Below are 19,358 nucleotides of genomic sequence, written 5' to 3'. Positions count from 1 at the left end.
CGTGCGGCAACTGGGGATCGGCGGCGCCTGGGTGCTGGAACCCCAGGTGTTCCCGGACGACCGGGGCAGCTTCCACGAGTGGTACCGGGGCGCGGAGTTCCGCGAGGCCACCGGGTACGACCTCGGCCTCGCCCAGGCCAACTGCTCGGTGTCCCGGCGGGGCGTGCTGCGCGGCATCCACTTCGCCGACGTGCCGCCCGGCCAGGCCAAGTACGTCACCTGTGTGCGCGGGGCCGTCCTCGACGTGACCGTGGACATCCGCGTCGGCTCCCCCACCTACGCGCAGTGGGAGGCCGTACGGCTGGACGAGGAGACCCGGCGCGCGGTGTTCCTCGCCGAGGGGCTCGGGCACGCCTTCATGGCGCTCACCGACGACGCCACGGTGGTGTACCTGTGCTCCACCGGGTACGCGCCCGGGCGCGAGCACGGGCTGCACCCGCTGGACCCGGCGCTGGACATCGCCTGGCCCGAGGGCATCGAGCCGGTGCTGTCGCCCAAGGACGCCGAGGCGCCCACGCTGGCCGAGGCGGAGCGGTCCGGGCTGCTGCCCACGTACGCGGACTGCTCCGCCCACTACCAGCGGCTGCGCTCCGGGGAGTTCAGCGGCTGAGGGCGTACGGGCGGCTCAGCGGCCGGCGGCGTACGGGGCCAGCGCGCGGCGCAGCGGCTCCCAGCCACGGGAGCGCTTCGTGCCCCGGTTGCGGGCCGTGACCAGCGCCTTCCAGAAGCCGGCCGCGAGGAACTCCTCCGGCTTGACGGCCGTGGTGCGCTCCAGCACGGACTCGGGGACCTTCTGCGGGTCGGGCACCTCGAACTCCGCGATGATCTCGTCGTACCCGTCCTTCAGGACGGTGTTGTCCGGGTCGGCGCCGAAGACCAGCAGCTGGCCGGTGGGCGCGGTGTCGACCAGGACCGTCACCAGGTCGGGGCGGTGGCGGCCGAGGATCTCGATGAGCTTGTAGACGTCGCCGGTCCAGGCGTTGGTGTGCCGGTCGCGGGCGGCCTCGTCGACGTTGCGCGGGAGCATGTCGTCGAAGACGATCACGCTCGCCCAGTCGGAGTGCTGCTCGATGTTGATGAAGTCGCGCAGCGCGTACTCGAACAGGTGCATGCCGTCGATGAACGACAGGTCGAGCGTGGTGCGCCTGAAGTAGCCGAACGGGCTGCGGTTGCGGGCGAGGTTGCGCAGCGGATGCCGGCCGCCGCGCAGGTGCGCGAGGGGGTTGTCGCGGGCGAAGAAGTCGTCGCTCGTCGCCTTCACCAGGTGCACGTCGCAGCGTATCTCCGTGACCACCTTGAACGCGGGGTCGATCGCGATGCTGGGCACCCGGGACAGCGTCAGGCTGCGGCCGTCGTTGACGCCGATCTCCAGGTAGTTGCGGTTCGCGCTGACCTTGTGGAGCTCCCGCAGGAACTCGTGCCGTTTCACTTAAGACGTCTCCTTGCGGATGTGGGGCAGTGCTTCGTGCAGGGCGGTCCGCCAGTCCCTCAGCGGTGCCAGACCGGCCGTCCGCCACCGTTCGTGACCGAGGACGCTGTAGGAGGGCCGGGGCGCGGGCCGGACGAAGGCCCGGCTGTCGGTGCGGCGGACCCGGTCCGGGTCGGCGCCGGCCAGCCGGAACACCTCGCGCGCCAGCTGGTACCAGCTGGCCTCGCCCGCGTTGGTGGCGTGGAAGACCCCTGATGCGCCGGTCACTCCCAGGTCGGCGATGCGGGCGGCCACGTCCGCGCTCCAGGTGGGCTGGCCGCGCTGGTCGGCCACGACGTCGACGGTGTCCCGGGTGCGCTCCAGTTGCAGCATGGTGCGCACGAAGTTCCCGCCGTGCACGCCGTACAGCCAGGCGGTGCGCACCACCGCCGACGCGCCGGGGAGTTCGGCGAGCACGGCCCGTTCCCCGGCGAGCTTGGTGCGGCCGTAGGCGGTGCGCGGGGCCGGTTCCTCGTCCTCGCCGTAGGGGGCGTCGCGGTCCTCGCCGGAGAAGACGTAGTCGGTGGAGACGTGGATCAGGCGGGCGCCCGCGGCGGCGCAGGCGCGGGCCAGCAGCCGGGGGCCCTCGCCGTTGACGAGCAGGGCGCGCTCCTCGTCGGTCTCGGCGGCGTCCACGGCGGTGTAGGCGGCGCAGTTGACCACGATGTCCGGCCGGTGCTCGGCCAACGCCCTTTGCGCGGCGGCCGGTTCGGTGATGTCGAGGGCGGCGCGGCCGAGTCCGGTGACGTCCTCGCCGCGCCCGCGCAGTGCGTGCACGGTGTCCTGACCGAGCATGCCGCCCGCGCCGGTGACCAGCCACCTCATCGGGCGCTCCGCCGCTTCAGCGGCTCCCACCAGTCGCGGTGCTCGCGGTACCAGGCGACGGTCTCGGCGAGCCCGGCGGTGAAGTCGCGGCGCGGACGGTACCCGAGTTCGTCGCGGGCCTTGCTCCAGTCGACCGAGTAGCGCAGGTCGTGACCCTTGCGGTCGGCGACGTGCTCGACCCGGTCCCAGCCGGCGCCGCACGCCTCGAGGAGCAGGCCGGTCAGCTCCTTGTTGCTCAACTCGGTGCCGCCGCCGATGTTGTAGACCTCGCCGGGGCGGCCCTTGGTGCGCACCAGGTCGATGCCGTGGCAGTGGTCGTCGACGTGCAGCCAGTCGCGGACGTTGCGCCCGTCGCCGTACAGCGGCACGGTCAGGCCGTCGAGGAGGTTGGTGACGAAGAGCGGGATCACCTTCTCCGGGAACTGGTGCGGGCCGTAGTTGTTGGAGCAGCGGGTGACCCGCACGTCCAGGCCGTGGGTGCGGTGGTAGGCGAGGGCGATGAGGTCGGAGGAGGCCTTGGAGGCGGAGTACGGCGAGTTGGGGGCCAGCGGGTGCTCCTCCGGCCAGGAGCCGGTGTCGATGGAGCCGTACACCTCGTCGGTGGAGATGTGCACGAACGGGCCCACGCCGTGCCGGAGCGCCGCGTCCAGCAGGGTCTGGGTGCCGAGGACGTTGGTGCGCACGAACTCCGCGGCGCCCTCGATCGACCGGTCGACGTGCGACTCGGCGGCGAAGTGCACGACCTGGTCGGCGTCGGCCATCAGCTTGCCGACGAGGTCGGCGTCGCAGATGTCGCCCTGCACGAAGTCCAGCCGGGGATGGCCGAGGGGCAGGTTGGTGAGCGTGCCGGCGTAGGTGAGCCGGTCGAGCACGGTGACGCGCGGGGCACCGGGCGAGTCGTCGGCGAGGAGCGTGCGGACGTACGCGGAGCCGATGAATCCGGCGGCGCCGGTGACGAGGAGGTTCATGAACGGATCTGCACCTTGCTGTGGTCTCCGAGGACGAGTCGGTGGGCGCTGGGGACGCCCGCGGGGGTGACCTCGACGTGGCGGCCGATGAGCGAGGACTCGATCCTGCCCACCCCGGCGATGGAGGAGTCCCGCAGCACGATGGAGAACTCCAGTTCACTGTCGGTGATCCGGCAGTTCTCCGCGATGGAGGTGTAGGGGCCTATGTAGGAGTCGGCGACGACGGTTCCGGCGCCGATGGCGGCGGGGCCCACGATCCGGGAGTGGGTGACCCGGGCGCCCTCCTCGATCACGACGCGGCCGACGGTCTCGGAGGCGTCGTCCACCTCGCCGTCGACCCGCCGCTCCAGGCGTTCCAGGACGGTCCGGTTGACCTCCAGCATGTCGCCGACGTTCCCGGTGTCCTTCCAGTAGCCGCCGATGACGGTCGACCGCACGTCGGCGCGCGTGTCGATGAGGTACTGGAGGGCGTGGGTGATCTCCAGCTCGCCCCGCCAGGACGGCTTCACGGCGCGTACGGCCTCGTGCACGGCCGGCGTGAAGAGGTAGACGCCGACCAGGGCCAGGTCGCTCTTGGGGTGCTCGGGCTTCTCCTCCAGGCCGGTCACCCGGCCGGACGCGTCGAGTTCGGCGACTCCGAAGGCGCGCGGGTCGGGGACCCGGGTGAGCAGGATCTGGGCGTCGGGCCGGTGCGTGCGGAACTCCTCGACGAGGGAGCGGATGCCGCCGACGACGAAGTTGTCGCCGAGGTACATCACGAAGTCGTCGTCGCCGAGGAAGTCCCGTGCGATCAGCACGGCGTGGACGAGGCCGAGGGGGCGCTCCTGGGGGATGTAGGTGACGTCCAGGCCGAACTTCGAGCCGTCGCCGACGGCTTCCCGGATCTCCGCGGCGGTGTCCCCGACGACCATTCCGACGTCGGTGATCCCGGCTTCGGCGAGGGATTCCAGGCCGTAGAACAGCACGGGCTTGTTGGCCACCGGCACCAGCTGTTTCGCCGAGGTGTGCGTGATCGGACGCAGCCGGGTGCCGGAGCCGCCGGAGAGCACCAGAGCCTTCATTCGCCACACCTTAACGGCGATCGTCCGGATCGGAGCTTTGCTCGGCTGACTTGTTCGTTACGACGGTATGGCTCTGGGGTCGACGAGGCTTTACCGGGAGGGTGTTCTCCCGTCGGCGCCGTTCAGTCCTCGCCCCGCACGATGTTGTCCTCGAAGGCGGTCTTCCGCTGCTGCGCGGAGCCGCGGTCCACGACGGCCGGGAGACAGGTCCGCACGCCCCGGTTCCGCCTCCGGCGGGCCTTCGCCCAGCCGGTCTCGGCGTAGGGCAGGGACGGTTTCTCGGTGGGCTGCGCGGTCACGTCGTCCATCTTCCTTCTGCGTCGTCCGCCGGCCCCGCTGGGACGCGTGTGCGTCACGGCCCCGCGGGGCCCGTGTGCGAGGGGTGTCGTACCGGGTCCCCGCGGGGCCGGGGCCGCAAACGCGGGGCGGCTCAGGTGCGGCCGCCGCCCCCGCCGCCGAAGGATCCGCTGGAGCCGGGCGACCAGCGCGGCCGGCGCTGGTCGTCGGCGCGCCTGCTGCGGACGGTGCCCACCTGGTGCGGGGTGAGCCGTTCGCCGCCGTCCGCGGCGCGGGGCACCTCGTCGGGCTCACGCATCTCGCGGGTCTCGCCCACCGGTCCGGACGGCGGCACCGTCGGCTGCTCCTCGGGGCGCGGCGGCGGGGACTCGCCCCGGCGCACCTTGATGCCGAGCCGGAAGGCGAGGATCAGTCCCGCGGTGCAGGCGACCCCGGCGAGCAGGATGAGGACGTACCCGAAGACCTGGGCACCGGATGCTGCTGTGTTCATCGCGAAGTCCATGGGCGTCGGGTACCCGGCCGAGCGGCGGATACGACCCCCGGTGCGAGGCGTGGCGCACACGAGGCCGCAGGTCACGGGGAGTAGCGTCACCCGCGATGACGGAACTACCGGAAATGTCGGATACTCACGAGATCGTCACACGCTACACGGCGCCCGCCCCGCGTCCGGGCCGGGCCGTGCTGCGCTGGGTCTCCACCGCCGACCACAAGGTGATCGGCCGGCTGTACATGGTCACGGCGTTCTGCTTCTTCCTGTTCGCGGGGCTGCTCGCCCTCGCGATGCGCGCGGAACTGGCCCGGCCGGGTCTGCAGTTCCTGAGCGAGCACGGCTACGACGAGTTCTTCACGATCCACGGCACGATCATGATGCTGCTGTTCGCGACCCCGATGTTCGCCGGGTTCGCCAACGCCGTGATGCCGCTGCAGATCGGCGCGCCGGACCTCGCCTTCCCCCGGCTGAACGCGCTGTCGTACTGGATGTTCCTGTTCGGCGGGCTGATGGTGCTCTCCGGCTTCCTGGTGCCGGGCGGGGCCGCGGCGTTCGGCTGGTTCGCCTACGCGCCGCTGAACAGCGCCTACTTCTCCCCCGGCGCGGGCGGCGATCTGTGGGCGATGGGGCTGGTGGTCTCCGGTGTGTCGACGACGCTGACGGCGGTGAACTTCATCGCCACGATCGTGTGCCTGCGCGCGCCGGGCCTGACGATGTTCCGCATGCCGATCTTCACCTGGAACGTGCTGTTCACCTCGATCCTGATCCTGCCCGCGTTCCCGGTGCTCACGGCGGCGCTGCTGGCGCTGGAGGCGGGCCGGAAGTTCGGGGCGCACGTCTTCGACGCGGCGAACGGCGGCGCGCTGCTGTGGCAGCACCTGTTCTGGTTCTTCGGGCATCCGGAGGTCTACATCGTGGCGCTGCCGTTCTTCGGGATCGTCTCGGAGATCATCCCGGTGTTCTCCCGCAAGCCGCTGTTCGGCTATGTGCCGATGATCGGGGCGACGATCGCGATCACCATGCTGTCGGCGGTGGTGTGGGCGCACCATATGTTCGCCACCGGCGCGGTGTTGCTGCCGTTCTTCTCCCTCATGTCGTTCCTGATCGCGGTGCCCACGGGCATCAAGTTCTTCGCGTGGATCGGCACGATGGTCAACGGCTCGGTGTCGTTCGAGACACCGATGCTCTGGGCTATGGGCTTCCTGGTGTCGTTCCTGCTGGGCGGGCTGAGCGGGGTGCTGATCGCCTCGCCGCCGCTGGACTTCCATCTGACCGACACCTACTTCATCGTGGCGCATCTGCACTACGTGCTGTTCGGCACGGTGGTGTTCGCGATGTTCGCCGGGTTCTACTTCTGGTGGCCGAAGTTCACCGGCAAGATGCTGGACGAGCGGCTCGGCAAGCTGCACTTCTGGCTGCTGTTCCCGGCGTTCCAGCTGACGTTCCTGGTGCAGCACTGGCTCGGCGAGGAGGGCATGCCCCGCCGGTACGCGGACTATCTGACCGCGGACGGCTTCACCCTGCTCAACACCCTGTCCTCGGCCGGCGCGTTCCTTCTGGGCGTCTCCACCCTGCCGTTCCTGTACAACGTGTGGCGCACCGCCGCCAAGGGCGAGAAGGTCACCGTGGACGACCCCTGGGGCTGGGGCCGCGGCCTGGAGTGGGCCACCTCCTGCCCGCCGCCCCGGCACAACTTCGTGGCGCTGCCCCGGATCCGCTCCGAGTCCCCCGCGTTCGACCTGCACCATCCGGGGATCGAGAACCCGGCCGGAGAGGAGCGGGTGCGATGAAGGCGGAGGCGCTGCTGTTCGGCGGGGTCGCGCTGTTCTTCGGCGGCTCCGCCGCGCTGTACGGGCTGTGGTCGGGCGAGGAGGCGGGCACGGCCGCCCTGGTCGTCGCGTGCGGCATGGCCGGGCTGGTGTCGTTCTTCTGCCTGATCCAGTACCGGCGCCGCGGGACGCGGGCTCAGGACCGCACGGAAGCGGAAGTCGCGGACGCGGCCGGGCCGGTGGCGTTCTTCCCCGACGAGAGCCCTTTCCCGATCGTCACCGCGCTCGGCTTCGCGCTCACCGCGACCGGCGTGGTCTTCGGGCTGTGGCTGTTCCTCATCGGCCTGGGCGTTCTGGCGCGCGGGGTGTACGGGCTGGTGTTCCAGTACGCGCACCGGTGAGGGGCCTGCGCGGGGCGCCGGGCCGGAACGCCTCCACGGGTTCGTGGTCGGTCTCGTAACCGCCGGTGACGCTCTGCCGGATCTCGCCGGTGGGCACGCCGTCGGCCAGCCGCTCGTTCTCGGCCGCCGTCAGGGCCCGGCACAGCCACCGGGTCACCAGGAACGCCAGGACCGGCGCCGCGATCAGGCCGATACGGCACACCCAGGTGATGGCGTTGACGGAGACGCGGAAGGTCTGGGCGATGACGTCGTTGCCGCCGGCCACCAGCAGCACGCCGTAGAAGACGGTGCCCGCCACGCCGAGCCCGGTGCGCACGGGCCGCTCGCGGGGCCGGTCGCACAGGTGCCGCTCGGCCCACCACTCCCCCGTCAGGCGCTGCTCCACGAACGGATAGACGTACAGGACGCCGAACAGCAGGGCGGGCAGGACGACCGCCGGGAGCAGCACGTTCCACATGAAGGTGTGGCCGGCGATGTTCGTCTCCCAGGGCGGCACCAGCCGCAGCGAGCCCTCCAGGAAGCCGACGTACCAGTCGGGCTGGGAGGCGGTGGAGACCTGGTCGGGGCGGTAGGGGCCGTAGTTCCAGATCGGGTTGACCTGCGCGACGCCCGCGAGCAGCACCAGCACGCCGAAGACGGTGAGGGACAGGCCCGCGGAGGTGGCCGTGAACTGCGGGACCAGGGGCTTGCCGACGGAATTGCTGTTCGTGTGGCCAGGGCCGCGCCACTGGGTGTGCTTGAGCTGGAAGACCAGGATCAGATGCACCGCGACCAGGGCGAGCAGGAGGCCCGGAAGCAGCAGGATGTGCAGCGGGTAGAGCCGGGTGATGATCTCGTGGGCGGGGAACTGGCCGCCGAACGCGAAGAACACGAGGTAGGTGCCGACCACCGGGATCGACTGCAGGATTCCCTGGGCGATGCGCAGCCCGGTCCCGGAGAGCAGGTCGTCGGGGAGGGAATAGCCGGCGAAGCCCTCGGCGAGCGAGAGGACGAACAGGGTCAGCCCGATGACCCAGTTCCCCTCGCGGGGCCTGCGGAAGGCGCCGGTGAAGAAGATCCGCAGCATGTGCGTGCCGATCGCGGCCAGGAAGACCAGGGCGGCCCAGTGGTGGGTCTGCCGCATCAGCAGTCCGCCGCGCACGTCGAAGCTGATGCGCAGGGTGGAGTCGTAGGCCTCGGACATCCGCACCCCGCGCAGCGGCACGTACGGGCCCGCGTAGACGACCTCGCGCATGTCCGGCTGGAAGAAGAACGTCAGCCACACCCCGGTCAGCACGAGCACCAGCAGGCTGTACAGGGCGATCTCGCCGAGCAGGAAGGACCAGTGCTCGGGGAACGCCTTGCGCAGCAGCGAGCCCGCCTGCGACAGGGGCAGCCTGCGGTCCACGGCGCGCACGAGCCGCTCCCCGCGGCTGGTGTCCCCGCTCATGCGTCCTCGGGCTCCGCCGCCGCCCGGGCCACCTCGGCCTCCACCTCGGGGCGCGGCCGGCCCGACTCCTTCGCGTACTCGCTCACCGCGGTCTGCACGTCCCGGGCCAGGTCCCGCCAGGCGCGCAGCGCGGTCTCGTACGTGCCGGACTGGGCGCCGGTCATCCGCCGCTCGGCCGGCGGGCCGTAGGTGTGCCGCAGCTCCTCGACCGTGGCGTGGGCCGCCTCGGCCGCGCGCTGCTTCTGCACGAGTTCCTCGAAGGTGTGTGCCACACCAATCGACCCTAGGCACCCCTTCCCGGACACGCCTCCCCAGGCTGCGCCAACCTGCCGAAACGGTACCCGTGTGGCGGTCAGGGGCACGGTACGTGCGAGGGTGGTCGTCGGCCTGTCGGTGGAGGAAGCGACCGCGGCCGTCAGCCGCCCGGAACCAGGTCCGCCCAGACCTGTTTGCCGCCGCTGACCGGGACCGTGCCCCAGGCCGCCGACACCGCCTCGACCAGGAGGATGCCGCGGCCGCCGGTGGCCTCCCAGCCGATGCTGGTGGGCTTGACGGGGCTGCGCGGGGAGGAGTCGGCGACGGCGAGGCGGAGGCGGTGGTTGACCAGGCTGAGGTCGAGGCGGACCTGGCCGCCGGTGTGCACGAGGGCGTTGGTGACCAGTTCGGAGACCACCAGCAGCGCCGCGTCCATGGTGTCCTGCGAAACGCCCCAGGTGCGCAGGGTGCGCCGGGTGAAGCGGCGGGCGTGCCGGACCGCCTCCGGCACCCGCCACACCGTCCAGCTCTCCCGCAGCGGCCGTACGGCCATGCCGTCGTAGCGCATCAGCAGCAGGGCCACGTCGTCGTCCCGGTGGGCGCCGGTGAGCAGCGCGTCGGCGACCAGGCCGAGGTGGGCCGGGTCGGCGGCGGACAGTTCGCGGGCGAGCCGGTCCATGCCGACGTCGATGTCGGCGTCCGGGGACTCCACCAGGCCGTCGGTGGTGAGCGCGATCACCGTGCCGGGCAGCAGCCGCAGCGGCGTCATCGGGAAGTCGGCCTGGCCGAGCACGCCGAGCGGGGGCCCGCCCTCGGCCGCCATGATCTCGGTGGTGCCGTCCGGGTGGCGCAGCACGGGCTGCAGATGGCCGGCCCGTACGCACCAGGCGGTGCCCTGCTCCATGTCGACGTCGACGTAGGCGCAGGTGGCGAACAGGTCGGTCTCCATGTCCAGCAGCAGGCGGTTGGCGTGCGCGACGACCACGTCCGGCGTGTGGCCCTCGGCGGCGTAGGCGCGCAGCGCGGTGCGCATCTGGCCCATCAGGGTGGCGGCGCCCGCGTTGTGGCCCTGGACGTCGCCGATGACGAGGGCGACATGGTGGTCGCCGAGCGGGATGACGTCGTACCAGTCGCCGCCGACCTGCAGCCCCTCGGTGGCGGGCAGATAGCGGGCGACGGCGACCGCGCCGGGCAGCCGGGGCAGGCGGCGCGGCAGCAGGGTGCGCTGGAGCATGCCGACGAGTTCGTGCTCGGCGTCGAAGGCGTGGGCGCGCAGCAGGGCCTGTCCGGCGAGCCCGGCGCAGGCGGTGAGCAGGGCGCGTTCGTCGGGGTTGAAGGGGTGCGGGCGGTCCCAGCCGATCAGGCAGGCGCCGGCCATGCGGCCGCCGGCGGGCAGCGGCAGCACCGCGAGACCGCCGGGGCCGACGTCGGCGAGGGCGGGTTCCAGCGCGGTGCCGGCCGGCCAGATCCGGGCGCGGCCCTCGCGCAGCGCGGCGGCCAGCGTGGGCATGGCGCGCACCGGCGCGTCGGGCCACTCGGTGCGCCACTCGGTGCGCCACACCTCCGGCCACTGTTCGGGCTCGGGCGGGTCGAGGACGGTGACGACGAGCCGGTCGTTCTCCAGTTCGGCGAGCGCGAGCCGGTCGGCCTGCAGCGGTCCGCGCAGGGCGGCGACGACGGCCTTGCCGACGTCCTTGACCGTGGTGGCGGTGGCGAGGGCGGCGGCCAGGCGCTGCACCCGGGCCACGTCGGTGACGTCGGAGCGCAGGGTGGAGGCGTCGGCGACGGTGCCGACGAGCCGGGCTGGGCGGCCCTCGCCGCCGGGCACCAGCCGGCCGCGCAGCCGCAGCCAGCGGGGCGCGCCGGAGGGCTGCAGGATGCGGAACTCCAGCTCGCGCTCACCGATCGACATGTGGTCGGCCTCGACCACGCTCATCAGCGCCGGCAGGTCCTCGGGGACGGTGAGCGAGAGCAGGGTCTCCACCCGGCCGTCGAAGTCGTCCCGGGTGAGCCCGCACAGCCGGAGGATCCCGTCGCCGACCTCGATCCGGCCACTGTCCATGGCCAGGCTGAAAGCGTCCGGCGGCAGCTCGCCGCCCTCGCCGGCGAGGGCCACCGGCAGGGGTACGGCGATCGCGCCGGTGATCAGCTCCAGGCAGGCGCGCTCGTCGGCGCCGAAGCCGCCGCCGTGCTCGCTGACGACCAGCAGACAGCCGCCGCCCGCCGGTCCGAGCGGCAGGGCGGCCACGGAGAAGTCCGGGGACGGGGTGCGCCGGGCCTCGGGGCACCCGGCGAGCTGCTCGGGGCCGAGCCAGCGCGGCTGCCCGGTGCGGTGGGCCTCGGCGACCGGGGAACCGCCGGCGAGCGGATAGCAGTCGCGCAGGCCGTACAGGGTGCGGGGCAGTCCCGCGGACTCCATGAGACACAGCTGGGCCGGGTCGTCGCCGGGTGTGTAGACGCCGGCGAAGGCCGCCCTGGCGAACACCAGTGCCTGTTCGAGGATGCGGTGCAGCCGGTCCGGCGTGTCGGGCGCCGCGGTGAGCGCTTCCAGGGCGGCTCGGGCTCGCTCCGTCGTCGTCCGGCTGATCGCAGCGCCCTCGCTCCTCACCACGTTCGCCATTACAGCGCGTATGCGGCTCCTGCGCAGCCCCTGTGAAGGGCGCGGGTGCGTGGCGCGGCCTTCGCTCGAAAGCCGCCGAACACATCTTGACGCGTGAGTTCCGCACACCGACCTCATGACAGACGTGACTGTCCGCGACCGGCCGGCTCCTGCGAGTGTCGTCTGCGGTCACACCACGAAGGGGCGGGAGGGGCATGGACAAGCGGTACGAGGTGTACGCGCTCGCCGACGGGCACTTCTACGACACGCCCGACCGGCTCCCGGGAGCGGACGGCGCCCCGGCGCCGCAGTTCGCGACGGCGTGTCGCGCCGTCCCGGAGGGCTGGCGCGCGGCGCGCTCGGGCGACTGGCTGACGCTGACCCCCGTGGGCGCGGACGGCGCGCCGCTGCCGTCGCCGGCGCAGGGCTGGAAGATCCACTCCTCGGCGACGGCCGCGAACGCCGACCAGGTCGCGGCCCTCGTGTGGGACTACTGCGTGCCGCGCCGGATCCCGTTCAAGTTCGTGCCGGGCCCGCATCTGCTGCACCTGCGCAACGCCAAGTACGCGGGCCGCGACACCAGCGGCAAGTTCGTCACCGTCTACCCGGCCGACGAGGAGCAGCTGCACCGGACCTTGCGGGAGCTGGGCACGCTGCTGGACGGCTTCGAGGGGCCGTACATCCTCACCGATCTGCGCTGGTACGACGGCCCGCTCTACGTCCGTTACGGCGCCTTCGCCCGCCGGTACGTCGTCGACGAGCGCGGCTCGCTGGTCCCGGCGGTGGCCGACGGCGGGGGCCGGCTGGTGCCGGACCGGCGGGACCCGTCCTTCCAGGTGCCCGAGTGGGTGACGCTGCCGGAGTTCCTGCGCCCGCATCTTCAGGCCCGCAACACCACGACGGTCGGCGACCTGCCGTACCGCATCGAGAAGGCGCTGCACTTCTCCAACGGCGGCGGGGTGTACGCCGGGACCGACACGCGGGACGGGCGCCGGGTGGTGCTCAAGGAGGCCCGGCCGTACGCCGGTCTCGCCGCCGACGGCGCGGACGCGGTGACCCGGCTGGAGCGGGAGAAGGCGGCGCTGGAGCGGGTCGCCGGGACCGGTGTGGTGCCCGAGGTGCGGGACTGGTTCACGCTCGGCGAGCACCGGTTCCTGGTCATGGACCACGTGGCGGGCCGCCCGCTCAACTCCTTCTTCGCCGAGCGGCATCCGCTGCTCACCCCCGACCCGGACCCGGCCGCGGTCGCCGCGTACACGGCGTGGGCGCTGCGGATCCACGCGGCGGTGGAGCGGGCGGTGGCGGCGGTGCACGCGCGCGGGCTGGTCTTCAACGACCTGCACGTCTTCAACATCATGGTGGCCGAGGACGACAGATCCGTCCGTCTCATCGACTTCGAGGCCGCCGCACCCGCCGAGGACAACGCCCGGCAGACCGTCGCCCACCCCGGCTTCTTCGCCCCGCCGGACCGGCGCGGCACGGACGTCGACCGCTATGCGCTGGCCTGTCTGCGGCTCGCCCTGTTCCTGCCGGTGACCACGCTGTTCGTGGTCGACCGGGGCAAGGCGGCGCATCTGGCTGAGGTGATCGCGGAGCAGTTCCCGGACGTGCCGCGGGCCTTCCTGGACGAGGCGGTCGCGGAGATCACCCGGAACACGCCCCGCACCGCGGCCCGGCCCCCGGTGGTGCCCGGCGACTGGCCGTACAGCCGGGACTCGATGGCGAAGGCGATCCTCGCCTCCGCCACCCCGGAACGCGACGACCGGCTCTTTCCCGGGGACATCGCCCAGTTCGCCGACGGCGGCGGTCTCGGCCTCGCCCATGGCGCGGCCGGAGTGCTGTACGCCCTCCAGGCGTCCGGGTGCGGCCGGTACGACGAGGGCGAGCGCTGGCTGCTGGACCGTACCGCCCCGCCGCCGCCCGGCACCCCGCTCGGCCTGTACGACGGCCTCGCGGGCGTCGCCCTGGTGCTGGACCGACTCGGGTACCGGCAGCGGGCGCTGAACCTGATCGACGGCGTGCTGCGGGAGAACTGGCGCAGCCTCGCCTCCGACCTGCACGGCGGACTCGCCGGGCTCGGCCTGGTCCTCGGCCGGCTCGCGGACACCACCGGCGAGCCGGCCCTGCGGGAACACGCCGCCGAGGCCGCCGGCATCCTGCGGCGGCGGCTGGCGGAACCGGCGCAGGACGGCCCCCGCCGGCGCGCCGGGCTGCTGCGCGGCGCGAGCGGTCCCGCGCTGTTCCTGATCCGGTGGTACGAGCAGACCGGCGAGGAGTGCTGGCTGACGGCGGCGGGCGAGGCGCTCCGCCGCGACCTGGACCGCTGCGTGACCCAGGGGGCGGGCGGCGGCCTGGAGGTGGACGAGGGCTGGCGGACGCTGCCCTACCTCGGCGACGGCAGCGCGGGCATCGGACTGGTCCTGGACGACTACCTGGCCCACGCGGCAGAGGGCGCCGAGGAGTTCGAACGCGCCCGGGCCGGCATCCTCACCGCCGCCACCTCCCGCTTCTACGCCCAGCCCGGCCTCTTCCAGGGCCGCGCCGGGATGATCCTGCACCTCGCCCGCAGCACCGCCCCGGGCGCCGGACGCGCTCGGCTGGAGCAGCAGATCGCGGGGCTCGGCTGGTTCGCCATGGACTACCAGGGCCAACTGGCCTTCCCCGGGCACCAGATGATGCGGCTCTCCATGGACCTCGCCACCGGTACGGCAGGCTGCCTGCTCGCGCTCGCCGCGGCCCGCGACGACGCCGGCACCGCGCACCTGCCCTTCCTGCCGCCGCCACCGGCGGCCCACGCACGCGGCTCCGCACCGACGGAGCCGTGACACCACCTCCGTCCCCAACGAGGAAAGGACAACACCATGGCACTGCTCGACCTGCAGACCCTCGAGTCCGAGGAGCACCACCACACCGGCGCGAGCACCGCGAGCCTGCTCTCCTGCGTGTCCGCGGCGAGCGTTCTGCTCTGCCTCTGACCCCGGCGCCGGCACGGACGGCTCCGGGCGACGCCCTCCCCGCGGGGGCGCCGTCCGGGGCCGATCCGGCCTGAAGGGGGTGGCCCGGGATACGGCGCGGGTGTGCGCCTGCCTCCTCGCGGCTGGCCTCCGAGGGGCGACGCGACAAGGCCGCTCGCCCCGAGGGCCGACGCAGGAAGGGGCACACCCGCCGTCACGGCGGCGACCGCGAGCGGCACACCGCCCAAGGCCCGGGCCGCCGCTGCCGACAGGCCGCCCAGGCCCCGGCGCCACCATCGACGGCTGCCGTCGAAGGGCCCCGGCAGGCGCGCCGGCGAGCCGCCGTCCGGAGGCCGCGCCAGTCGAAGCACCGGCGGCCGGCACCCAGACACCAGCCGCCCCTCCGGCGAACGGCCGCCCAAAGCCCAGCCGTGCCGATTCCGTCCGACCCCAGCGAGGCCGCAGCCGATGAACTCCCCCTCCACCCAGGCCACTTCCGCGGCAGGCCATGAACTGTCGCGGGCGGTGCTGCGGCAGGGCGGTGTCCGTTGTGCCGCGCTGTGCGCCGTGAGCACGGCCGCCACCGCCGCCGGCCTGCTGCTGCCCGCCCTGCTCGGTCACACCCTGGACCTGCTGCTGGCGCGTTCCCCGGCCGGGCGCTGGGTCGGCTGCTGTGCCGGCGTCGTCCTGCTGCTCGCCGTGCTGGACGGCTGCGCGGGGGTGCTCACCGGCACCGCCGACGCGCACGCCACCGCATGGCTGCGCCGGGATCTCACCGGGCATGTCCTGGCGCTGGGCCCGCGCGCGTCGGCCCGGTTCGGGGCCGGTGACCTGGTGGCACGGCTGGTCGGCAACGCCGCGCAGGCCGGGACGGCGCCGGGTGCGCTGGCCGCGTCGCTCGCCGCGCTCGCCGGGCCCGTCGGGGGCGTGGTGGCGCTCGGTCTCATCGACCCGTGGCTGGCGGCCGTGTTCCTCGCCGGGGCGCCGGTCCTGGCCCTGCTGCTGCGCGCGTTCGCCCGGGACACGTCGGCGTGCGTGGCCGACTACCAGCGGGCGCAGGGCCGGATCGCCGGGGCGCTGGCGGAGGCGGTCGGCGGCGTCCGTACGATCCGGGCCGCGGGCGCCGAGCGGCGCGAGACCGCCCGCGTGCTGGCACCGCTGCCCGAACTGTCGCGCGCCGGGCACCGCATGTGGCGGGTGCAGGGGCGGGCGGCCGCCCAGGCGGTCGGCGTGGCACCGCTGCTGAACCTGGGCGTGCTGGCGGTGGCCGGACTGCTGCTGGCCCGGCACCGCCTGTCGGTGGGCGAGGTGCTGGCCGCCTCCCGGTACGCGGTGCTCGCCACGGGCGTCGGCACGCTCGTCGGACAGCTGGCCGCGCTGGCACGGGCCCGCGCGGCGACCGCCCGGCTCGCCGAGGTGCGCGCCGAGCCCGCGCCCGCACACGGCACCCGCCGCCTGCCGCCGGGCAACGGGCGGCTGGAGCTGCGCGCGGTGACCGCACGCCGGGACGGGCGAACCGTCCTGGACGGCGTCGACCTGGTCGTCCCGGGCGGCACCAGCCTCGCGGTGGTCGGCCGCTCCGGCGCCGGGAAGTCGCTGCTCGCCGCGCTCGCCGGGCGGCTCGCCGACCCCGACGCGGGCGAGGTCCTCCTCGACGGCGTACCGCTGCGCGACCTCGGCCACGCCGAGCTGCGCGACGCGGTCGCCTACGCCTTCGAGCGGCCCGCCCTGCTGGGCACGACCGTCGAGGACACGATCGCCTTCGGCCGCACGCCCGCCACCCCGGCCGTCGTGCGCCGCGCCGCGCGGCATGCCCGGGCCGACGACTTCGTACGGCGCCTCCCCGAGGGCTACCGCACCCGCGTCGCCGACGCAGCCCGTTCCGGCGGCGAGACCCAACGCCTCGGCCTCGCCCGCGCGTTCGCCCACGGCGGCCGTCTGCTCGTCCTCGACGACGCCCTCTCCAGCCTCGACACGGTCACCGAACACCACATCACCCGCACCCTGCTGTCCCCGGACCCCGGCCGCACCCGTCTCCTGATCGCCCACCGCGCCTCGACGGCGGCCCACGCGGACCGCGTCGCCTGGCTGGACGCCGGCCGCGTCAGGGCCCTTGGCACACACCGCGAACTGTGGCAGGAGGCGGGGTACCGGGCGGTGTTCGGTCAGGCGGAGGCCGGCTGACGCACACGGCACGACACGTACGCACCCGTCCCGAAGGGGGAGTTGACGCACATGGCCGACGCCGGACGCTCATCCGGACGGGAGACCACACTGCCGGCCACCGGACACCCGGCGCCGGTCCGCGGCCATGGATACCGGTTTCTGCGGGAGCGGTGGCCGGTGCTGGTCCGGCTGGGGGCCTGGTCCGTGCTGGAGGCGGGGCAGACGTTCGTCCTCGGGTACGCCCTCGCACGGGCGCTGGACGCCGGGTTCCTGGCCGGGGACGCGCGGACCGGGCTGCTGTGGCTGGGGGCGGCGGGGCTCGCCGTGGGGGTCGGGGCGTTCGGGACGGGGCGGGTGTACGGCGTGGTCGCCGCGCTGGTGGAGCCGGCCCGGGACCGCCTTGTCACGGCGGTGGTCGGGCGCGGGGTGCGCCAGGCGGACTCCGGTGCGCTGTCCGGGCTCACCCAGCAGGTGGAGATCGCCCGGGACACGTTCGCCGGTGTGGTGCTGGTGTCGCGTTCGTTCCTGTTCACCGCCGCCGGCGCCCTGATCGGCCTGTTCTCGCTGGCCCCGCTGCTGCTGGCGGTCGTCCTGCCCCCGCTGCTCGCCGGGACGGCCCTGTTCGCCGCGACGCTGCGCCCGCTGGCCCGCCGTCAGGAGGCCTTCCTCACCGCCGACGAGGAACTGGCCCAGGAACTGGGCGCCGTCGTCCCGGCGCTGCGGGACGTCACCGCGGCCGGCGCCGAGGAACGCGTCGCCGCCGCCCTCGCCCGGCGCACCGACGCGGAACTGCGCTCCGCGCGTGCCCTGGCCCGGTGGAGTGTGACCCGGGTGGCCGCCCCGGCGCTGGGCGGCGAACTGCCCGCGGTGCTGCTGCTGGTGACGGCCCCGTGGCTGCTCGACCGCGGCGTGACGCCCGGAGCCCTGGTGGGGGCGCTGACCTACGTCACCCAGTCCCTGCTCCCCGCCCTCGCCAGCCTGGTCCACGGCCTGGGCACCAGCGGCGCACGCCTGACGGTGGTGCTGCGCCGCCTGCTGGCCCCACGCCCCGAGGGGCCCGGGGCCGCGGTCGTCAGTGGCGTCGCCTCGCCGAGCGCGCCGGACACCGCCCTCTTGCTCACCTCGGTCACCTTCGCCTACGGCCCCGCGAGCGAGCCCGTGCTGAAGGACCTCGACCTCGCGCTTGCCCACGGCACCCACCTGGCCGTCGTGGGCCCCAGTGGAATCGGCAAGTCGACACTCACCGCACTGATCTCCGGCCTGCTCCTCCCCCAGCACGGCACCGTCCAGGCCTGTTCCGCCGTCCTCATCCCGCAGGAGGCCTACGTCCATTCCGGCACCCTGGCCGAGAACCTGGCCCTGCACCGCCCGGCCCCGGTACCCGAGCCGGAACTCCTCGCCGCCGCCGACGCGGTCGGCCTGACGCCCCTGCTGCGGCGCCTGGGCGGGCCCCGCGCCCCCGTCGACCCCGCGCGGCTGTCCGCGGGCGAGCGCCAGCTCGTCGCGCTGACCCGCGCCTACCTCTGCCCCGCCCCGCTGGCCCTGCTGGACGAGGCGACCTGTCATCTCGACCCGGAGGCCGAGGCGCGGGCCGAGCGGGCCTTCGCGGCGCGCCCCGGCGGCACGCTGATCGTGGTCGCGCACCGGATCAGCTCCGCCCGCCGCGCCGACCGCGTCCTGGTCATGGACGGCGCGCGCACCGCCTGCGGCACCCACGAGGAGCTGCTGCGCACATCGGAGCTGTACCGGGACCTGGCGGGCCGCTGGACGAGCACCGCCCCGCTGCCCCGCTGATCACACCCATCCCTCCCCGCGCGATATGCGAATGGCGTCGATCCGGTTCCGCGCCCCCGTCTTGCGGGTGATCGACGCCATGTAGTTGCGGACCGTGCCGTGCGAGAGGTGGAGCCGCCCGGCGATCTCGGCGACGGTCGCGCCTCCGGCGGCCAGGGACAGCACGCTCAGTTCGCGTCTGGTCAGCGGCATCTGCGCCGCTTTGAGGAAACCGAAGCCCAGCGAGGGATCGATGAAACGTTCCCTCGCGGCGACGGACCGGATGGCACGCACCAGCCGTTCCGGTGCGCCCGCCTTGTCGACGTAACCGAGCGCGCCCGCCTCGGCAGCCCGTTTCAGCAGGCCGGGCCGGTTCGCCTGGGCCAGCACCACCAGTGCCGGCGGCGTGCCGCCGGGGCCGGGCGGGCACAGGTCGGCCAGCGGCGGCACGCCGGGCCCGTCGGCCCAGTCGAGGTCCGCCGCGCACACGTCGGGCCGTAAGGAACGCACCCGGCCGACGGCGCCCCGCCACGGTGTGTCGTCCACGTCCAGACCGGGCTCCCGCCGCAGCCACTCGGCCAGGACCGATCGCACCAGACACGCGTCCTGCACCAGAAGCACCCGGATCACTGCCCGCCCCCTCGTTTGGTCGTCCTGCGCCCGTCGCTCGCGTTCCGCGTCGCCGTCCGCGCCGTCGTGGCCGTCACACAGCGCGCCGTGGTCCCGCACGGACGGCGCGTGCCCATTCTTCGGTGCCGGTACCGTTCGCGGGCGCGGAGATCCGGCCATCAGGGTGCGCGGGGGCGCATGCCAGGCGCCCGTACGCCGCCCGCGCTTCCGCTGTCCGGGCATGGGTGTACGCGAACGGGGTATGCGATGGCATCCCCCGGCGGGACGACGGGC

At 73.8% G+C, this 19,358-nt stretch carries 17 protein-coding genes; 7 read left to right on the top strand and 10 right to left on the bottom strand.

Annotation, left to right across the window (positions count from 1 at the left end; genetic code table 11):
- The first annotated feature begins 1 nt into the window (after position 1).
- On the top strand, positions 2 to 610 hold the full coding sequence (gene rfbC, locus AB0950_RS27505) for a dTDP-4-dehydrorhamnose 3,5-epimerase (protein WP_360574553.1): 609 nt from the start codon (positions 2 to 4) through the stop codon (positions 608 to 610).
- Between the two features lie 15 nt (positions 611 to 625).
- On the opposite strand, the gene AB0950_RS27500 is transcribed toward rfbC, so the two are convergent.
- The 6 genes from AB0950_RS27500 to AB0950_RS27475 form a co-directional block, all read right to left on the bottom strand.
- A complete protein-coding gene (locus AB0950_RS27500) occupies positions 626 to 1,429 on the bottom strand; it encodes a class I SAM-dependent methyltransferase (protein WP_366779619.1) in 804 nt (267 codons plus the stop codon).
- Positions 1,430 to 2,293, bottom strand: a complete 864-nt coding sequence (gene rfbD / locus AB0950_RS27495) for a dTDP-4-dehydrorhamnose reductase (protein WP_360148623.1) — start codon at positions 2,291 to 2,293, stop codon at positions 1,430 to 1,432. It lies immediately after the preceding gene.
- The gene (gene rfbB, locus AB0950_RS27490) at positions 2,290 to 3,261 is read right to left on the bottom strand and encodes a dTDP-glucose 4,6-dehydratase (protein WP_360148626.1); all 972 of its coding nucleotides are present in this window, start codon (positions 3,259 to 3,261) and stop codon (positions 2,290 to 2,292) included. The genes rfbD and rfbB overlap by 4 nt, the downstream gene beginning before the upstream one ends.
- A complete protein-coding gene (locus tag AB0950_RS27485) occupies positions 3,258 to 4,322 on the bottom strand; it encodes a glucose-1-phosphate thymidylyltransferase (RefSeq protein ID WP_366779618.1) in 1,065 nt (354 codons plus the stop codon). The genes rfbB and AB0950_RS27485 overlap by 4 nt, the downstream gene beginning before the upstream one ends.
- A 122-nt stretch (positions 4,323 to 4,444) precedes the next feature.
- A complete protein-coding gene (locus AB0950_RS27480; RefSeq protein ID WP_360574549.1) occupies positions 4,445 to 4,630 on the bottom strand; it encodes a hypothetical protein in 186 nt (61 codons plus the stop codon).
- A gap of 122 nt (positions 4,631 to 4,752) precedes the next feature.
- Complete coding sequence (locus AB0950_RS27475) at positions 4,753 to 5,109, bottom strand: DUF6479 family protein (protein ID WP_360148635.1); 357 nt, start codon at positions 5,107 to 5,109, stop codon at positions 4,753 to 4,755.
- Between the two features lie 125 nt (positions 5,110 to 5,234).
- On the opposite strand from AB0950_RS27475, the gene ctaD reads away from it, so the two are divergent.
- Positions 5,235 to 6,899 carry a cytochrome c oxidase subunit I gene (gene ctaD / locus AB0950_RS27470; protein ID WP_360148638.1) on the top strand — a complete coding sequence of 555 codons (1,665 nt, stop codon included), beginning with the start codon at positions 5,235 to 5,237 and terminating at the stop codon, positions 6,897 to 6,899.
- Positions 6,896 to 7,279, top strand: a complete 384-nt coding sequence (locus tag AB0950_RS27465; RefSeq protein ID WP_360148641.1) for a cytochrome c oxidase subunit 4 — start codon at positions 6,896 to 6,898, stop codon at positions 7,277 to 7,279. Before ctaD ends, AB0950_RS27465 begins: the two co-directional genes overlap by 4 nt.
- Here AB0950_RS27465 and AB0950_RS27460 read toward each other — a convergent pair.
- The 3 genes from AB0950_RS27460 to AB0950_RS27450 form a co-directional block, all read right to left on the bottom strand.
- Positions 7,215 to 8,708, bottom strand: a complete 1,494-nt coding sequence (locus AB0950_RS27460; RefSeq protein WP_366779617.1) for a cytochrome bc complex cytochrome b subunit — start codon at positions 8,706 to 8,708, stop codon at positions 7,215 to 7,217. The genes AB0950_RS27465 and AB0950_RS27460 overlap by 65 nt on opposite strands.
- A complete protein-coding gene (locus tag AB0950_RS27455) occupies positions 8,705 to 8,980 on the bottom strand; it encodes a hypothetical protein (RefSeq protein ID WP_330336346.1) in 276 nt (91 codons plus the stop codon). The genes AB0950_RS27460 and AB0950_RS27455 overlap by 4 nt, the downstream gene beginning before the upstream one ends.
- A gap of 143 nt (positions 8,981 to 9,123) precedes the next feature.
- A complete protein-coding gene (locus AB0950_RS27450; RefSeq protein WP_360574543.1) occupies positions 9,124 to 11,583 on the bottom strand; it encodes a SpoIIE family protein phosphatase in 2,460 nt (819 codons plus the stop codon).
- A 194-nt stretch (positions 11,584 to 11,777) separates the two neighbouring features.
- Here AB0950_RS27450 and lanKC point away from each other — a divergent pair, with 194 nt between their 5' ends.
- The 4 genes from lanKC to AB0950_RS27430 all read left to right on the top strand — a co-directional run bounded on the left by lanKC (position 11,778) and on the right by AB0950_RS27430 (position 18,476).
- Positions 11,778 to 14,387: a class III lanthionine synthetase LanKC gene (gene lanKC / locus AB0950_RS27445; RefSeq protein WP_366779616.1), complete on the top strand. Its 2,610-nt coding sequence runs from the start codon at positions 11,778 to 11,780 to the stop codon at positions 14,385 to 14,387.
- Between the two features lie 36 nt (positions 14,388 to 14,423).
- On the top strand, positions 14,424 to 14,537 hold the full coding sequence (locus tag AB0950_RS27440; RefSeq protein WP_330336349.1) for a SapB/AmfS family lanthipeptide: 114 nt from the start codon (positions 14,424 to 14,426) through the stop codon (positions 14,535 to 14,537).
- A gap of 447 nt (positions 14,538 to 14,984) precedes the next feature.
- Positions 14,985 to 16,700: an ABC transporter ATP-binding protein gene (locus tag AB0950_RS27435; protein WP_366779615.1), complete on the top strand. Its 1,716-nt coding sequence runs from the start codon at positions 14,985 to 14,987 to the stop codon at positions 16,698 to 16,700.
- A 51-nt stretch (positions 16,701 to 16,751) separates the two neighbouring features.
- Positions 16,752 to 18,476 (top strand): ABC transporter ATP-binding protein, encoded by a 1,725-nt coding sequence (locus AB0950_RS27430; RefSeq protein WP_366779614.1) that lies wholly within the window; start codon positions 16,752 to 16,754, stop codon positions 18,474 to 18,476.
- Here the strand turns inward: AB0950_RS27430 and AB0950_RS27425 are convergent, their stop codons facing one another.
- Positions 18,477 to 19,085, bottom strand: a complete 609-nt coding sequence (locus AB0950_RS27425) for a response regulator transcription factor (RefSeq protein ID WP_360148661.1) — start codon at positions 19,083 to 19,085, stop codon at positions 18,477 to 18,479.
- Positions 19,086 to 19,358 lie beyond the last annotated feature (273 nt).

It is taken from the genome of Streptomyces sp. NPDC007189 (assembly GCF_040703635.1).
Classification (GTDB): domain Bacteria; phylum Actinomycetota; class Actinomycetes; order Streptomycetales; family Streptomycetaceae; genus Streptomyces.
This window is presented reverse-complemented; position numbering and strand designations above follow the sequence as displayed.

Coding starts and splice junctions, on each gene's coding strand:
- ctaD (WP_360148638.1), top strand. CDS start 5,235: ATGTCGGATACTCACGAGATCGTCACACGCTACACGGCGCCCGCCCCG.
- rfbB (WP_360148626.1), bottom strand. CDS start 3,261: ATGAACCTCCTCGTCACCGGCGCCGCCGGATTCATCGGCTCCGCGTAC.
- rfbD (WP_360148623.1), bottom strand. CDS start 2,293: ATGAGGTGGCTGGTCACCGGCGCGGGCGGCATGCTCGGTCAGGACACC.
- AB0950_RS27485 (WP_366779618.1), bottom strand. CDS start 4,322: ATGAAGGCTCTGGTGCTCTCCGGCGGCTCCGGCACCCGGCTGCGTCCG.
- AB0950_RS27465 (WP_360148641.1), top strand. CDS start 6,896: ATGAAGGCGGAGGCGCTGCTGTTCGGCGGGGTCGCGCTGTTCTTCGGC.
- AB0950_RS27475 (WP_360148635.1), bottom strand. CDS start 5,109: ATGAACACAGCAGCATCCGGTGCCCAGGTCTTCGGGTACGTCCTCATC.
- AB0950_RS27430 (WP_366779614.1), top strand. CDS start 16,752: ATGGCCGACGCCGGACGCTCATCCGGACGGGAGACCACACTGCCGGCC.
- AB0950_RS27440 (WP_330336349.1), top strand. CDS start 14,424: ATGGCACTGCTCGACCTGCAGACCCTCGAGTCCGAGGAGCACCACCAC.
- AB0950_RS27435 (WP_366779615.1), top strand. CDS start 14,985: ATGAACTCCCCCTCCACCCAGGCCACTTCCGCGGCAGGCCATGAACTG.
- AB0950_RS27450 (WP_360574543.1), bottom strand. CDS start 11,583: ATGGCGAACGTGGTGAGGAGCGAGGGCGCTGCGATCAGCCGGACGACG.
- AB0950_RS27460 (WP_366779617.1), bottom strand. CDS start 8,708: ATGAGCGGGGACACCAGCCGCGGGGAGCGGCTCGTGCGCGCCGTGGAC.
- AB0950_RS27480 (WP_360574549.1), bottom strand. CDS start 4,630: ATGGACGACGTGACCGCGCAGCCCACCGAGAAACCGTCCCTGCCCTAC.
- lanKC (WP_366779616.1), top strand. CDS start 11,778: ATGGACAAGCGGTACGAGGTGTACGCGCTCGCCGACGGGCACTTCTAC.